Below are 13,362 nucleotides of genomic sequence, written 5' to 3'. Positions count from 1 at the left end.
ATGAGCACCCCAGTGTTGACTGCGGTGGCCTGGCCCTACGCCAACGGCCCCCGCCACATCGGCCACGTGTCCGGATTCGGCGTCCCGTCCGACGTCTTCTCCCGCTACCAGCGAATGGCCGGCAACCGGGTGCTCATGGTGTCCGGAACCGACGAACACGGCACCCCGATCACCGTCCAGGCCGACAATGAAGGCCTCACCTCCCAGCAAACGGCCGACAAGTACACCCGTCAGATCGGCCAGGACCTGCAGGGACTCGGCCTCACCTACGACCTGTTCACCCGTACCACCACGGGTAACCACGCCGAGGTCACACAGCAGATCTTCCTCGCGCTGCACCGCAACGGTTATGTCGTTCCCAAGACCACGCGGGGCGCGATCAGCCCTTCGACCGGCCGCACCCTGCCCGACCGCTACATCGAGGGCACCTGCCCGATCTGTGGCTACGACGGTGCGCGCGGTGACCAGTGCGACAACTGCGGCAATCAGCTCGACGCCGCTGAGCTGATCAACCCGAAGTCCCGGATCAACGGTGAAACGCCGAAGTTCGTCGAGACCGAGCACTACTTCCTCGACCTGTCCGCGTTCGTCGAGACGTTGGGCAAATGGCTGTCCAGCAAGAACGACTGGCGCCCGAACGTCCTCAACTTCACCAAGAACCTGATCGACGACATGCGCCCGCGGCCGATCACCCGCGATCTCGACTGGGGCGTGAAGATCCCGCTCGACGGCTGGCGCGACCAGCCGATGAAGCGCTTCTACGTCTGGTTCGACGCGGTCATCGGCTACTTCTCGGCGAGCGTCGAATGGGCGCGCCGGTCCGGGAACCCGGACGCCTGGCAGGAGTGGTGGAGCAACCCGGACGCCCGCTCCTACTACTTCATGGGCAAGGACAACATCACCTTCCACGCCCAGATCTGGCCCGCTCTGCTGTTCGGCCACAACGGCGAGGGCGATCGAGGCGGCGTGCCCGGCAAGTACGGCAAGCTGCACCTGCCCGACGAGATCGTTTCCAGCGAGTTCCTCACGATGAGCGGCTCGAAGTTCTCGACCTCGCGCGGCACGGTCATCTACGTCCACGACTTCCTGCGCGAGTTCGGTCCGGACGCCCTGCGCTACTTCATCTCGGTCGCGGGGCCCGAAACCCAGGACACCGACTTCACCTGGGACGAATTCGTCCGCCGGACCAACTTCGAGCTGGCCAACGAGTGGGGCAATCTCGTCAACCGGTCCATCTCCATGGCCCACAAGAACGTCGGCGCCATTCCGCGTCCTGACGCTCCCATGGCCGCCGACGAGGAGCTCAAGGAGCTCTCCCGCAAGGCGTTCGACACCGCCGGCGCCCACCTCCAGCGGTCGCGGTTCAAGGCGGCCGCGAGCGAGGCCATGCGCGTCGTCACCGCCGCGAACCGGTACCTCTCGGACCAGGAGCCCTGGAAGCTGAAGGACGACCCCGCTCGCCGCGACAGTGTTCTGCACACCGCCCTGCAGGTCGTCTCGGACGCCAACACCTTGCTGACCCCCTTCCTGCCTCACTCGGCTCAGAAGGTGCACGAGGCACTCGGCGGCACCGGTATCTGGGCGGCCCAGCCCGAACTGCAGGAAGTCGAGGACCTCGACATCCCCGGCCGGATCAACCCCATCATCACCGGCGACTACAAGGCCGAGCAGGCGAGCTGGAAGTCCGTGCCGATCGAGGTCGGCAAGCCGCTGGAGAAGCCGACCCCGTTGTTCGCCAAGCTGGACCCGGAGCTCGGCGAGACGGGCCCCGAATGGGCGCCGATCTCGAAATGATCAGCTGATGGGCGAGCAAAAGAAGGAGTTGCCACCGATCCCGGACCGGTTGCCGGTTTCGGTGGTGGACGCGCACACCCATCTCGACGCGTGCGGCGCGGTCACCGCGGCCGATGTGACGGCCATGGTCGACCGCGCCGAACGCGCCGGTGTTTCGCGGGTGATCACCGTCGCGGACGATCTCGCGGCCGCCCGCTGGGCCGCGCAAGCGTCCACTTGGGACCGCAGGGTTTGGGCCGCCGTCGCGATCCATCCCACGCGCACCAAGGATTTCGGCGAGGACGAGAAATCCGAAGTGGAGAGTCTCGCGAAAGAGTCCAGAGTGGTCGCGGTCGGCGAGACCGGGCTCGACTACTACTGGGACTACTCGCCTCACGATGCCCAGCAAGACGCCTTCCGGTGGCACATCGATCTCGCCAAGCGGATCGGCAAGCCGCTGATGATCCATGATCGAGACGCTCACGACGACGTCCTCCGGATTCTCGAGGAGGAGGGGGCGCCTGAGCAGGTCGTCTTCCACTGTTTCTCGGGAGACGAGCATGTCGCTCGCCGTTGCGTCGACGCGGGATACGTGCTTTCGTTCGCCGGAACGGTCAGTTTCCGCAACGCCCGCGGGCTCCACGAGGCGGCACGGATTGTTCCGGCGGACCAGTACCTCGTCGAAACGGACGCTCCGTTCCTGACCCCCCATCCGTTCCGTGGGCGGCCGAACGAGCCCTACTGCGCCGCCTACACCGTCCGCCACCTCGCCTCGCTCAGGGGCGAGGCGGTGCACGAGGTGGCCGAAGCGGTGCGAGTGACCGCCGAGCGGGTCTTCCGTTTGCCGACAGTCACATCCAGTTGAACGGATTGCGACATTAGTGATCATCAATGGTCCACTCAGATGAGTGACCAACGTCACGACACTCCGGGGGGTGTTTGCGCAACCCGGCGAGGTTCGTTACTGTCCCGTGATCGTGCCGGTCGGTATCCGCTCATGCGGTTTCCGGCTGTTACGCCCACAGTCACGTCAGTGCACGTCGGGGAAGCGGAACCGGGAGCGGTACGGCCTGGAACCGTGACGATGGCGCTGACTGCGGGTGTCGGACTTCTAGAGGTGTGCCGAAGTGCGCATCGAGACGAAGGACGTTGTGGAGCGGCTGTCGAGCTCCTCGACGTCTTGGGAAAGGGAACGACCCAGTGACTGGTAGCAGTAGGCAGGATGGCTCGCGCCTCGGCGCAGAGACGAACACCTTCGCTTCCGCCGGTTCGGTTGCCGTGCTCGACCGCGACACTCAGTACGGCGAGCTGGACTACTCCGACGACCCGCGCATCACGCACCAGGACGTCCTGGCCGCGCTCGGCCCTGATGCCGATGCCCTGATGGCCGAGATCGACGTCGACGTCGACGAGCTGATCCGCCTCATCAGCGCCGAGACCACCATGCTCCCGCCGATCGTCATTCCGGACGAGGTCGCCGAGGACCGCACCGCGGGCGCGCCGAAAAAGGTCGCGACCAAGGACGAGGTCATCGGGAGTGCGACCCGCGTCTGGAAGAAGCGTTTCCTCAAGGGAACCGTCATGGCGGTGCTGCTCACCCTCGGCGGTGGCGGCGCGGCCGCGATGGCGATGAACAAGAGCGTCACGCTCGACATCGACGGCAAGCAGCAGACCGTCCACAGCTTCGGCGACACGGTCGGCGAGGTCCTCGAAGACGCCGGCCTCTCGGTCGGCGCGCACGACTCGCTCTCGCCCTCGCCTCAGGCCGAGGTAGGCGACGGCGGCGTCATCAAGCTCGAGCGCGGCCGCAAGCTGAACCTGATCGTCGACGGCGCGCCGCAGCAGGAGTCCTGGGTCCGAGCGACCAACCTCAGCGAGGCCCTGAACCAGCTCGGCCGTTCCGACCTCGCGAAGTCCGGCACCTGGACCTCGCTCCCGCAGAACGGCGAGCTCCCGCTCGAGGGCACGACCGTCGAGGTCAAGACCCTCAAGAACGTCACCGTCTTCGACGGCGCGAACGAGCCGCACAAGGTTCAGACCAACTCGGTCACCACCAAGGAATTCCTCGGTGAGCTCCGGATGACCCTCGGCCCGGACGACGAGGCCGTCGGTGGCCTCGACGTCAAGCTGGTCGACGGCGCCGAGGTCCACATCAGCCGGACCGGCGTCACCATGGTCAAGCAGAACGAGGAAATCGCGCCGCCCGAGCAGAAGGTCGACGACCCGGAGCTCGAAAAGGGCAAGACCAAGGTCGAGGACCCGGGCACCCCGGGCCAGAAGACCGTGACCTACAAGGTCACCAAGCGCAACGGCAAAGAGGTCGGCCGCGAGAAGGTCTCGGAAGAGGTCATCACCGAGGCCAAGCCCAAGATCGTCAAGGTCGGAACTAAGAAGCCCGCTGATCCGGTCATCGGTGACGCCGGCGCCTGGGACCGCATCGCGCAGTGCGAGGCGACCGGTAACTGGGCCGCCAACACCGGCAACGGCTACTACGGTGGCCTGCAGTTCAACAAGAGCACCTGGGACGCCTACGGTGGCGACCAGTACGCCGCGTACCCGCACCAGGCCAGCAAAGCCCAGCAGATCGCCGTCGCCGAGAAGGTTCGCGACGCCCGCGGCGGCTACAGCGCTTGGCCGCACTGTGGCAAGAAGGCCTGACGTCGGCTAAGTCCTCCTTTCCTGAAGGTCATCGTGTGGGTTCCCGCCCGCAAGGTGGCCTTCAGGCCGTTAAGGGCCTCTGTGGCCGCGTAGCGTCCTCGGCCCTCGGTCTCGACAGCCTTGCCCACCAGCGCGTAGGCCGTATGCGGGCTACGTTCTGGGATCGGTCGGCTACGGCGCCCTCTCGGACGTCAACGTCGCTGTGGTGCGGGCTTGAATGGCTCTGAGGCCGCGCCTGGGTGTTCTGGGGGCGGCGTGCGGGTTTCTTGGCCGGAGCCGCGGACTGAGGCTGCTCGGTGCCCTCTTCCGGGGCCTGCCGAGGCAGCGGGATATCCGGCCCACTCTCTGCGAGATCGACGATCTCGGTGAGAGCGTCACCGCGTCTCTCTGCGGGGGTGCGGCCGTCGGCTTCCCCGTTCGGGGCCGGATACGTCAGCGGCACTAGAAGCGCGTTCAGGCGTGCGCCTGTCTCTGGATCGAGGTTGCCGCGCATATCCCATCGGCCGGTTCGTTTCTGGCGCAACCAGAACTCGCTTCGCTCCCGTTTCGGAGTGGGATCCTCAGTGTCGCTCCCGTCCGGGTCGAGGCCCGCGAGGAGTTTTGTTGCTTTCACCGTGACGTCGCGCGGTCTCGCAACGCTGGCGAGAGCGACCAAGTCCTTCTCGGCCTCGAGTCGCGCGCTCGCTGTGACATGTTCGGGCAGCTTCCGCATGACAGTGACGATCCGGTCGATGCCGGCCTGGGCCAGCGCGCCGGTCGTGGCTGCGACTCCGGTCAAAGGCGCGACGGGTTGAGTCGATGTGCCGTCGCGCGCCCGTCTCGAGTTGAGCGCCAGTGCTCTACCGGCCACCTGCTGTGCCTCCGCTCGGGTGACCCGGGCGACATGCTCGTAGAAGACGGCGATCGAGTCGTATCCGTAGAGGTCCCGGACACCGCGTGACTCGATCTCGGCCAGGATCTGGCCGACTTCGGCGGCGAGTCGCCGCGCTTCGCGTAGCCGCGTCTGCAACTCGTCGAGAAGCAGATCGGCATCACCTTCCGGCAGGTTTGGCGGGAAGGTCTTGGGAATCTTTGTGCTGGTCATCCCTCAATTGTCAGGCCAGACTCGAACAAGTGCACGGTATCGATCGGACGAATGATCGTTACGCTCCGGCAGCGTGAACTGCTCCGATCACTCTTGAGTGGGAGGCGTGTCGAATCGGAGACGCCACAGGGATGACGGGCGTGGGATCAAGCCGGCTGCTTGCCCGGGTGGTCCGTCTGCTCCCACTCCTCGCGGAGCACCCCGTAGACGACGGCGTCGTGCACGCCGCCGGGCCAGCGTCGAGCGCGCCGGAACCGGCCTTCTTCGACGAATCCCAGCCGCCGCCCGACGGCGATCATTCCCGGGTTCCCCGAGAACGTGGCGAAGTCCAGGCGGAGGGTGTCGGTGCGGGCGAACAAGTAGGACGTCCACAAGCGCAAGGCTTCGGTGCCGAACCCGCCGCCCCAGTAGCGCTCGTCATAGATGACCAATCCCATCCTTCGCCAGTCGGTCTGCCTGCTTTCCCAGTACCAGCTGACCCGGCCGATAAGCCTGCCGTCACTCAGGTCGCACACGGTGAGGCTGGTGCGGGGATCGGGCCGATTGGCCATGGTGGCAGTGAGTTCGTGTGCCGTGGATTCGGCGGCCGCCGCGGTCGGGGTGCCGAAGTAGGGCCCGTTCGTTTTGTGCCAAGGCCGCGCGGGATCGAGCAGGTCGCGGAGCGGCCGGAGGTCGGACGGTCGCCAGTCGCGCAGCCGGACTTTCTCGCCATCGAGTACGACGTCGTCCACCGGCCAATCGTGGCCTACCGGGGGCTGGTTACGATCGTCAGGTGACTGAACTGCTCGGTCCTGCGGAGATCAGGGCGCTGGCGGCCGAGCTGGACGTGCGTCCGACCAAGAAGCTCGGCCAGAACTTCGTGCACGACCCGAACACGGTGCGCCGCATCGTGGACCTTTCGGGGGTTGGTGAAGGTGACGTCGTGCTGGAGGTCGGGCCGGGCCTCGGCTCGTTGACCCTCGGCCTGCTCGCGACCGGCGCCGAGGTCGTCGCGGTCGAAATCGATCCCGTGCTGGCCGGGCGGCTGCCGAATACCGTGGCCGAGCGGGGCGGGGCCGAAAGACTGACGGTCGTCAGGGCGGACGCTCTGCGGATCACGGCGGAGGACTTGCCCGCGCGGCCGACGGCGCTCGTCGCGAATCTGCCGTACAACGTCGCCGTCCCCGTCGTGCTCCACCTGCTCGCCGGGCTGCCGTCGCTCACCAGCGGTCTCGTGATGGTCCAGACCGAGGTCGCGGACCGGATGGCGGCCGGTCCGGGGAGCCGGACTTATGGCGTGCCCAGCGTCAAGCTCGCGTGGTACGGAAAGGCGCGCAAGGTCGCCGCGGTGCCTCGCGCCGTGTTCTGGCCTGTTCCGAACGTGGACTCTGCACTGGTCGCTTTCGAACGGGGCGACGTGGTGTCGTCCGTGGAGCGTGCGCGTTTGTTCGCGGTGGTCGATGCCGCCTTCTCTCAGCGGCGGAAGACTCTGCGTGCGGCGTTGGCGTCATGGGCGGGCTCCGCCGAACGCGCGGGGGAGTTGCTCGAGAAGGCGGGTATCGACCCCAAGACCCGCGGAGAGCAGTTGGATGTTCATCAGTTCGCCCGGATCGCCGCGGCGGCGGGCTGACCACCTGTTGCAGGTGTGACCGGCACCGCGTGAACGCGAGTCGGCCGATGTCAGCACGAGTGCGTAAATCCTCTTCTCGATCTGCATGATCCACTCCTGTCTTAGCAGGCAGCGGCCTTGTCGTAGCACAAAGGTATCTGTTGCTGTCTCAAAATATGGACAGCAGTTCCTGTATTGTGGACGCGACCAGACGTGTGATCTGCGCCTACGTGCTTGCTTTCATCCAGTGGGATCGGTTTTACTCAGTAAGCCATCCCGAGCGACTGAGAGACCTGGCTCGCCGAAGTCGCAGCAACCACCCTCCACAGGGCAGGTGCTACCGCCAGGACCGATGGAGGCTGTGCCTAATGAACAGGGTCACCCACCCGCTCCTGCTGACCAGGCGACGTGTCGTTGATGAAGGTCGCCGCACGGTAAGTGCGTGTCGACGCTCCACCGTTACTGCCTGAGTCTTTTCCCTTACCTCTGAAACCCGTCCGTTTCCGGACGGTTACTCGGTGACGGTTGGCGCGCTCGAAAGAAGCGGCGCCCCATTTGCATGGAGCCTTTCGTGATCACTGTCGAAAACTTGTCCAAGTCCTTTCCCCTCAACGGAAATCCCGTCGTCGCCCTGCGCGATGTGAGCGTGGACATCCAAGCCGGCTCGCTGTTCGGAGTCGTCGGTCCGGCTGGCTCCGGCAAGTCGACCCTCGCTCGTTGCATCGGGCTTCAGGAGCGTCCCGACCGAGGCGTCGTCCGCCTCGACGGACTCAACACTGGGACCCTCGACGGCCGCCGGCTGCGCGAAATCCGCCGTCAGGTCGGTGTCGTGAGCACCAAACCGGAGTTGCTCGCTGAACGCACCATCGCCGGCAACATCGCGTCGCCACTCGAGCAGCTCGGCCTCGATGGGCCGCAGCGCCGTAACCGGGTCGGCAACCTGCTCGACCTGGTCGGGCTCACCCCGCGGGCGGGGCAGCGGCCGGGCGACCTGTCCGAGGGACAGCTGCGCCGGGTGGCCATCGCCAAGGCCCTGGCCGCCGGGCCGTCCGTGCTCTTGGCCGACGACCCGACCGCCGGTGTGGAGCCCGAGGAGTCCGGCGCGGTCCTGACCGTGCTCGACCGTGCGCGCGCCGAGCTCGGCGTCACCGTGCTCCTCACCACTCCCGACGCCGGTGTCGTTCGCCGTGTCTGCGACGACGTCGCGGTGCTGGAGGCCGGAGCGATCATCGAACGCGGATCCGTGCTCGACCTGGTCTCTGACCCGAACAGCCGGACCGCGCAGGCGCTGCTGCCCTCCATCGAGACCGGTCGGGCACAGGCTTCGAAGTACGACCGCGCGGTGGACGTCGTGCTTGTCGGCTTCGCGTCGGTCGGCGCGCTGCTGCCGGAAGCCGCCGGTCGCTTCGACGTCGAACTCGCCACCATCGGGGGCGGCCTGACCCGGATCGGCGACACGCCGGTCGGCCGGTTCCGCCTCGGTGTGCGGGGTGAGCGCGCGGACGCCGCACTCGCCTGGATCGCCGAACGTGGCGGCCACGTGACCCACCCGGTCCGCGGACCGCAGGGCGTCGCTGCCTGATTCCTCCACGAACGGGCCGCCTCGGACGAAATCCGTCCGAGGCGGCCCGTTCGTGTCTGACTCGTCTTTGTTCTCTTTTCTCCTGGTGGCGGCACAAGTGGAGCGGCCACGTAGGCTTGAGTCGTGCTCGCCGTCGTACCGCCCCCAGTAACCGTCAGGGTTCCCGCCAAGGTCAACCTGCACCTGGCGGTCGGTGACGTACGCCCGGACGGCTACCACGAGCTGGTGACCGTGTTCCAGGCGCTTTCGCTGACCGACGAGGTGACCGTCGCGATCACCGAGGACCCCGGCGTCGAGGTCTATGGCGAAGGCGAAGGGTCAGTACCGACAGGGGCCAACAACCTCGCTTGGAAGGCGGCACAGGCGCTGGCGGCCCACATCGGCAAAGCGGACGGCGAGTCCAAGATCAGGGTGGTGCTTCGCAAAGGAATCCCAGTGGCGGGCGGGATGGCCGGTGGCAGCGCCGACGCGGCCGCGACCCTGGTGGGCCTGGCATCGCTCTGGAAACTCGACATTTCCCGAGACGAACTGGCGGGTATCGCCGCGAAGCTCGGCAGCGATGTTCCCTTCGCTCTCTACGGTGGAACAGCGTTGGGCACCGGCAGGGGTGAGCAGCTGGTGCCGGTCTTGTCGAGGCATACGTTCCATTGGGTGCTGGCTTTCGACCAGCGTGGTCTTTCGACCCCGCGGGTTTTCGGCGAACTGGACAGGTTGCGTGAAGAAGGCAGCCCGCCGCGGATCGGTTCGCACACTCCGGTGGTAGAGGCGCTGGCGTCCGGTGATCCGCGGCAGCTGGCGCTGCTTCTCGGCAATGACCTGCAGGCGGCCGCTGTCTCATTGCGACCGGGGTTGCGCCGCACATTGCGGGCGGGAGTCAACGCGGGCGCGCTCGCCGGCACCGTGTCCGGGTCCGGGCCGACCTGCGCTTTCCTGTGCGCGGATGCCCAATCCGCCGTCGAGGTCGCCGCGGAGTTGTCCGGTGCGGGGGTCTGTCGCACGGTGCGCGTCGCGCACGGGCCGGTTCCCGGGGCCCGGCTGGTCGGCGGGGACGACGCGCCACGGCCGGCGCCGCCCCGGGTGCACGCGTGAGGGTGTCCGAAATGGACATCGACTAATTCGTTGTGGTGCAAGCTTTTTGGAAAGGATCGGCTGAGGCATGGCCAACTTGGTCAACCTGGAGTCGGTGAGCAAGTCCTTCGGGGTGCGCCCGCTGCTCGACGGTGTTTCGCTCGGTGTGGCGGAGGGACAGCGCATCGGCGTGGTCGGTCTCAACGGGGGCGGGAAGACGACGCTGCTGGAGGTCCTCGCGGGGATCAGTGAGCCGGATACGGGACGTGTGAGTCAAGTTCGCGGTCTGCGGATGGCCGTGGTCACGCAGCGGACCGAACTCCCTGACGGCAGCACTGTCGGAGATGTCGTGCTGGAGCGCTACGGGGCGGAGCACGAGTGGGCCGCTGACGCGCGGGTCAGGTCCATTATGGATGGTCTGGGGATCACCGCTCTCGGAGTGGAAAAGGCGACGGCGAACCTGTCCGGTGGCGAACGCCGCCGGGTGGCGCTGGCGGCCGCTCTCACCGGAGAACTGGACCTCGTGGTCCTCGACGAGCCGACCAACCACCTTGACGTCGAAGGTGTGCGCTGGCTCGCGGATCATCTGCTCAACCGCAAGATCGCGGTCGTGGTCGTCACCCACGACCGGTGGTTCCTCGACACTGTCGCGAGTGTGACCTGGGAGGTCACCAACGGTCGTGTCGAGCAGTACGAAGGCGGCTACGCGGACTGGATCTTCGCGCGGGCCGAACGGGCGAGGCTGGCGGCGACGGCCGAAGAGAAGCGGCAGAACCTGGCACGTAAAGAGCTCGCGTGGCTGCGTCGCGGCCCGCAGGCCAGGACCTCGAAACCGCGCTACCGAGTCGAGGCGGCGGAGGCTTTGATCTCCGACGTGCCGGAGCCGCGTGATTCGGTCGAACTGCAGGCGTTCGCCCGTCGGCGGCTGGGAAAGACCGTGCTGGAGGTCGAGGACGCCACTTTGACCGTCGGCGACCGCACTCTGCTCGATCACGTCACGTGGCGGATCGGGCCAGGCGATCGGATCGGCCTGGTCGGCGTCAACGGGTCGGGCAAGACGACGCTGCTCAAGCTGCTCGGTGGTGACAAGGAGCCCGAGACGGGGCGACGCATCCAGGGCAAGACGGTCAGCCTCGCGCACCTGCGGCAGGAGCTCGACGATCTGCCGGGCGATCTGCGTGTACTGCAGGCGATCGAAGAGATCTCAGGACGGGTCGTGTTCGGCAAGCAGGAGCTCTCCGCTTCGCAGCTGGCCGAAAAGCTGGGGTTCCCCGCGTCGAGGCAGTGGACGCCGGTCGAAGACCTTTCCGGTGGTGAACGGCGCCGTCTTCAGATGTGCCGGCTCCTGATGGCCGAGCCCAACGTGCTGCTGCTCGACGAACCGACGAACGACCTCGATATCGACACTTTGCAGCAGCTGGAAGATCTGCTCGATTCGTGGCCGGGCAGCCTCGTCGTCGTCTCGCACGACAGGTATCTGGTGGAGCGAGTCTGCGACACGATCGTCGCCCTGTTCGGCGACGGGCAGGTGACCCATCTGCCGGGCGGCATCGACGAGTACTTGGACCGGCGCGTCAAAAGCCTCGAGAAGGCGAGCGGTGACCGGAAGTCAGGCAACGGGCAGGCCTCCGCGCCCAAGAAGAACGCCGCGGAACAGCGGGCGGCGCAGAAGGAGCTGTCCCGCCTGGAGCGCAAGCTCGACCAGCTGCACGCGAAGGAAGGGAAGCTGCACGCTGCACTGCTCGGGGCGGCGACCGATCCGACGAAGCTCATCGAGCTCAACACCGAACTGAAGGCCGTCGAAACGGAGAAGGAGGAGGTCGAGGCCCAGTGGCTCGAGACCTCCGAAGCGATCGAGTGAGTTCACCTGACGGTGAGCGGGTCTTCCAGCGCGGACAGTACTGTGACGCGCATGAGTCGGTTCGTGGACACGCTCGTCGCCACCGCGGCGGGGCGAGGTCAGCAGCGGGGAATGGTCACCGGGGAGCCCAAGGAGCCGGTTCGGCGTACCTGGGCCGAGATTCACGAGCAGGCCAAGCGGGTGGCCGGAGGACTGGTCAAGGCCGGGCTTGAGCCCGGCAAGGCAGTGGCGGTCCTGGCCGCGGCGCCGTCGCTGATCGCGCCGACGGTTCAGGCGGTCTGGCTCGCCGGTGGCAGTGTGACGATGCTGCACCAGCCCACCCAGCGCACCGACCTCGCCGAATGGGCCGAGGACACCGTTCGCGTACTGCGGATGATCGGGTCCGGCCTGGTCCTGCTCGGTGAGCCGTTCGACCAGCTGGCGCCGGTACTCGCCGAGCACGGAATCGCCTTCCAGGTGATCACCGAGCTGCTGGAGGCCGAACCGCTGGCCGAGCCCGTGCCGACGGCCGAATCCGACACCGCGCTCCTGCAGCTGACCAGTGGGTCGACGGCCGATCCGAAGGCCGTTCAGATCACCTACGGGAACCTGTATTCGAACGTCAAGGCGATGGTCGAACGTGCCGAGTTCGATTTCGACGTCGACGTGATGGTGTCGTGGCTGCCCACCTTCCACGACATGGGGATGGTCGGCTTCCTGACGGTCCCGATGACGTTCGGCGTCGAACTCGTCAAGATCACGCCGCTAGAGTTCCTCTCGGGACCCTTGATCTGGCCGCAGCTGATCAGCAAGTACAACGGCACGACCACGGCCGCGCCGAACTTCGCCTACGCGATCGTGGGCAGGCGGATGGCCCGCGTCGACGACGACAACGCGTACGACCTCTCGAAGCTGCGGATCGCGTTGAACGGCGCCGAGCCGATCGACGAAACGGCCGTGCAGACGTTCGTCGAGGCGGGGGCACGGTTCAAGATGCCCGCCGAATGCGTTTTCCCGGCCTACGGCATGGCGGAGGCGACCCTCGCGGTTTCGTTCGCGCCGTTGTTCACCGGACTGACGCTGGACGTCGTCGAAGCCGACGCACTCGAGGCGGACAACCGTGCGGTCCCGGTTCCTGAAGACGACCTGCGGCGCGGGACCGACGAAGTCCGGTCCTTCGCGGTGCTCGGGCCTCCGCTCGACGGGCTCGAGGCCGAGATCGTCGACGACCAGGGCACTGTGCTCGGAGAACGCCAGGTCGGGGAGATCCGCCTGCGCGGCGAGGCGGTGACGCCCGGGTACCTGACCATGGAAGGTCCGCTCGCGACGCAGGACGAGAACGGCTGGCTGCTCACCGGCGACCTCGGCTACCTGATCGACGGCATGATCGTGATCTGCGGCCGACGCAAGGACGTCATCATCATGGGTGGCCGGAACCTGTACCCGACCGATATCGAACGCGCGGCGACCTCGGTCGAGGGCGTCCGGGCGGGGAACGCTGTTGCCGTCCGGATCGATGCCGGCAGCCGCCGGGAGCGGTTCGCGGTCGTCGTCGAATCGAAACTCGCCGGAGACCCGGAAACGGAGAAGTCGCTGGCGAAGGAGGTCGCGGCCAAGGTGCGTGGCGCGGTCGACATGCGGCCCTTCGCGGTTGTGGTGCTTCCGGCGGGAAGCCTGCCCAAGACGCCCTCGGGCAAGGTGAAACGGGCCGCGACCGCCATCCAGTTCGCGGACAAGATCGCCAAGAACGCGGCGACCAGCTGACACGA

General features: G+C 66.9%; 10 protein-coding genes and 1 riboswitch. Of the genes, 8 read left to right on the top strand and 2 right to left on the bottom strand.

Translation table 11 applies throughout. The annotated features are described in order from the left end of the window. From metG to ACZ6YV_RS09435, 3 genes are all read left to right on the top strand, one after another. On the top strand, nt 1–1,794 hold the full coding sequence (metG, locus tag ACZ6YV_RS09445) for a methionine--tRNA ligase (protein WP_465509158.1): 1,794 nt from the start codon (nt 1–3) through the stop codon (nt 1,792–1,794). A gap of 7 nt (nt 1,795–1,801) precedes the next feature. Next, complete coding sequence (locus tag ACZ6YV_RS09440) at nt 1,802–2,638, top strand: TatD family hydrolase (protein WP_465509157.1); 837 nt, start codon at nt 1,802–1,804, stop codon at nt 2,636–2,638. A 413-nt stretch (nt 2,639–3,051) separates the two neighbouring features. Then, nucleotides 3,052–4,431, top strand: coding sequence for a transglycosylase family protein (locus ACZ6YV_RS09435; protein WP_465509303.1), 1,380 nt, complete (start codon nt 3,052–3,054; stop codon nt 4,429–4,431). 61 nt (nt 4,432–4,492) lie between these two features. Here the strand turns inward: ACZ6YV_RS09435 and ACZ6YV_RS09430 are convergent, their stop codons facing one another. Beyond that, nucleotides 4,493–5,515: a DUF222 domain-containing protein gene (locus ACZ6YV_RS09430; RefSeq protein ID WP_465509156.1), complete on the bottom strand. Its 1,023-nt coding sequence runs from the start codon at nt 5,513–5,515 to the stop codon at nt 4,493–4,495. Between the two features lie 146 nt (nt 5,516–5,661). Then, nucleotides 5,662–6,246, bottom strand: a complete 585-nt coding sequence (locus ACZ6YV_RS09425; protein WP_465509155.1) for a GNAT family N-acetyltransferase — start codon at nt 6,244–6,246, stop codon at nt 5,662–5,664. Between the two features lie 41 nt (nt 6,247–6,287). Between ACZ6YV_RS09425 and rsmA the strand changes: the two genes are divergently transcribed. The 5 genes from rsmA to ACZ6YV_RS09400 all read left to right on the top strand — a co-directional run bounded on the left by rsmA (nt 6,288) and on the right by ACZ6YV_RS09400 (nt 13,357). After that, nucleotides 6,288–7,124, top strand: coding sequence for a 16S rRNA (adenine(1518)-N(6)/adenine(1519)-N(6))-dimethyltransferase RsmA (gene rsmA / locus ACZ6YV_RS09420; protein WP_465509154.1), 837 nt, complete (start codon nt 6,288–6,290; stop codon nt 7,122–7,124). Nucleotides 7,125–7,371: 247 nt separating this feature from the next. Then, nucleotides 7,372–7,462, top strand: a riboswitch (SAM riboswitch). A gap of 212 nt (nt 7,463–7,674) precedes the next feature. Beyond that, the gene (locus ACZ6YV_RS09415) at nt 7,675–8,685 is read left to right on the top strand and encodes a methionine ABC transporter ATP-binding protein (RefSeq protein WP_465509153.1); all 1,011 of its coding nucleotides are present in this window, start codon (nt 7,675–7,677) and stop codon (nt 8,683–8,685) included. Nucleotides 8,686–8,808: 123 nt separating this feature from the next. Then, complete coding sequence (locus tag ACZ6YV_RS09410; protein ID WP_465509152.1) at nt 8,809–9,774, top strand: 4-(cytidine 5'-diphospho)-2-C-methyl-D-erythritol kinase; 966 nt, start codon at nt 8,809–8,811, stop codon at nt 9,772–9,774. 67 nt (nt 9,775–9,841) lie between these two features. Further along, nucleotides 9,842–11,614 (top strand): ABC-F family ATP-binding cassette domain-containing protein, encoded by a 1,773-nt coding sequence (locus ACZ6YV_RS09405; protein WP_465509151.1) that lies wholly within the window; start codon nt 9,842–9,844, stop codon nt 11,612–11,614. Nucleotides 11,615–11,665: 51 nt separating this feature from the next. Further along, nucleotides 11,666–13,357 carry a fatty acyl-AMP ligase gene (locus tag ACZ6YV_RS09400; RefSeq protein WP_465509150.1) on the top strand — a complete coding sequence of 564 codons (1,692 nt, stop codon included), beginning with the start codon at nt 11,666–11,668 and terminating at the stop codon, nt 13,355–13,357. The last annotated feature ends 5 nt before the right edge of the window (nt 13,358–13,362 follow it).

It is taken from the genome of Amycolatopsis sp. NPDC102522, assembly GCF_055584485.1.
Note: the sequence above shows the minus strand (reverse complement) of the source record. Positions and strands in the feature narration are given on the sequence as shown.

What these genes read in the sequence shown, in the direction of transcription:
- ACZ6YV_RS09400 (WP_465509150.1), top strand. Translation starts at nt 11,666, where the DNA reads ATGAGTCGGTTCGTGGACACGCTCGTCGCCACCGCGGCGGGGCGAGGT.
- ACZ6YV_RS09440 (WP_465509157.1), top strand. Translation starts at nt 1,802, where the DNA reads ATGGGCGAGCAAAAGAAGGAGTTGCCACCGATCCCGGACCGGTTGCCG.
- ACZ6YV_RS09430 (WP_465509156.1), bottom strand. Translation starts at nt 5,515, where the DNA reads ATGACCAGCACAAAGATTCCCAAGACCTTCCCGCCAAACCTGCCGGAA.
- ACZ6YV_RS09405 (WP_465509151.1), top strand. Translation starts at nt 9,842, where the DNA reads ATGGCCAACTTGGTCAACCTGGAGTCGGTGAGCAAGTCCTTCGGGGTG.
- metG (WP_465509158.1), top strand. Translation starts at nt 1, where the DNA reads ATGAGCACCCCAGTGTTGACTGCGGTGGCCTGGCCCTACGCCAACGGC.